Below are 1606 nucleotides of genomic sequence, written 5' to 3'. Positions count from 1 at the left end.
ATTTGTTCATATTCTTGCTTAACCTGTTCTCTACCATCTTTACTAAACAACCTCATATCCGCACTAGCATCTATGTTTGATGATATGTTTGTAGAGTAAAGGTCTTTGTTTGTTTTAATAGGTGATAAATTTGCAAAAAGAGTTTGAGAAAGTATTAAATTTAATGAAATAAAAAGAGTAATTAGTTGGTTTATAAATTTCATTAAATTTAGTTCCTTTTATCAAATTTGTTTTTATGATTTAATTTTACATTTTTGAAATTTAGTGTTTTCTTAGGCTGAATTTTGGATTTTGGTTCTTTGGATTTAGCTTGTTTTGGTTTGGATTGTATTATTTCAACTCTTTTCTTATCTTGGATTTTTTGACGCACAATAACTATGATAACTACTGCAATCATTGATAATATCGTAAAAATGCATGGATAAATTAACCAACCTCTTGTTCCATAGATAATCAAATAAAGCAAAAAAACTAAAATAAGTATTAAATTTGCAATATCTATTTTGGTTAATTTTTTAGAGTATATGTAAGTTTTTATAGTTAGATATATTACTACATTTGCATAAAAATAAAAAATAATCCAATGAAAGATAGGGTATTTAAAACCATAGTCGGCAAATGCAATAAATAATACAACAACAAGTACTTTTAATATTTTATTCATCATCAGTTCTTAATTATATATTTTTCTAACATTTTTTGAAATTTTAAACTTTGAATAATCATTTTGCTTTACTTCTCTTATTAGATTTTCTTTTGTTTATGGTTATATTACTTGAAATTGACTTGGTTTTGTATTTAAATGAAAAAAACATAATCACAAAAGTAGATATCCAAGTAAAAATACAAAAATATAATAAATACCCATAAGACCGATAAATAGTAAATTTTATAATGAAAAAGAAATAAATCATTATTGGCAAAGAGCTTATAAATATTATTTTAATATTTCTGATATTTTTAGACATTTTATACATATCAAAAGAACAATATATAATTTTCAGACAAAAATATAACACAAATAAGCCCAAAACATACAATATTAGCCAAGCAACTATTGGATATTGATTGGCATATTGCACTATTGCAATTATAGCTCTATTACCAAGTTCTCGCCAAAAAGCATTGCTAATATCATTCATTATTTTCACCAATCGTATTGTTTTTGATTGTATTTACAGTTTCTGCATTTATGTATTGAAAACTTAAATGTCTAAAAATATTCTCTCCATGCTGTATGAAACTATCAAAATTTTTATTTTTTCTATTTGTAGTTTTTGAATTTAAATAATCAGTAAATTTTATTCTAGCAGCCTTACTGGAATATAAAATTTCTTTACCAGATTTTATTGCACTTGGCACAGTTGTAGCCCCAGCAATTCCACTAAATAAAATACTATCATAATTCAAATCTATATCTCTAAAATCTACATAGCCATTATTATTTATAGCCTGGTCGTAAATTTGAGTTCCAACTTGCATACTAGTATCTATACCACCTCCAATCAATCCAGCTTTTACACTAGCTTGTGCTGTTTGGCTTAGTATTAGACTTGAAAGCTCTTTTGTTGCGATATTTGCAGTAACTCCACCACCTACAGCTAAG

General features: G+C 25.5%; 3 protein-coding genes. All 3 read right to left on the bottom strand.

All coding sequences use genetic code 11. The features are described from left to right. A partial coding sequence (locus tag LQU93_RS09825; protein ID WP_229933707.1) for a hypothetical protein occupies positions 1-203 on the bottom strand: 203 nt, incomplete at its 3' end. A gap of 5 nt (positions 204-208) precedes the next feature. Next, a complete protein-coding gene (locus LQU93_RS09820) occupies positions 209-664 on the bottom strand; it encodes a hypothetical protein (protein ID WP_229933706.1) in 456 nt (151 codons plus the stop codon). A 470-nt stretch (positions 665-1134) separates the two neighbouring features. Beyond that, positions 1135-1606, bottom strand: a 472-nt coding sequence (locus tag LQU93_RS09815) for a hypothetical protein (RefSeq protein WP_229933705.1), incomplete at its 5' end; no start/stop codon positions are given.

Source organism: Campylobacter majalis (genome assembly GCF_905120465.1).
GTDB classification, from domain to species: Bacteria; Campylobacterota; Campylobacteria; order Campylobacterales; family Campylobacteraceae; genus Campylobacter_A; species Campylobacter_A majalis.
The sequence above is the reverse complement of the archived record's forward strand: the minus strand, read 5'-3'. Positions and strand labels throughout refer to the sequence as shown.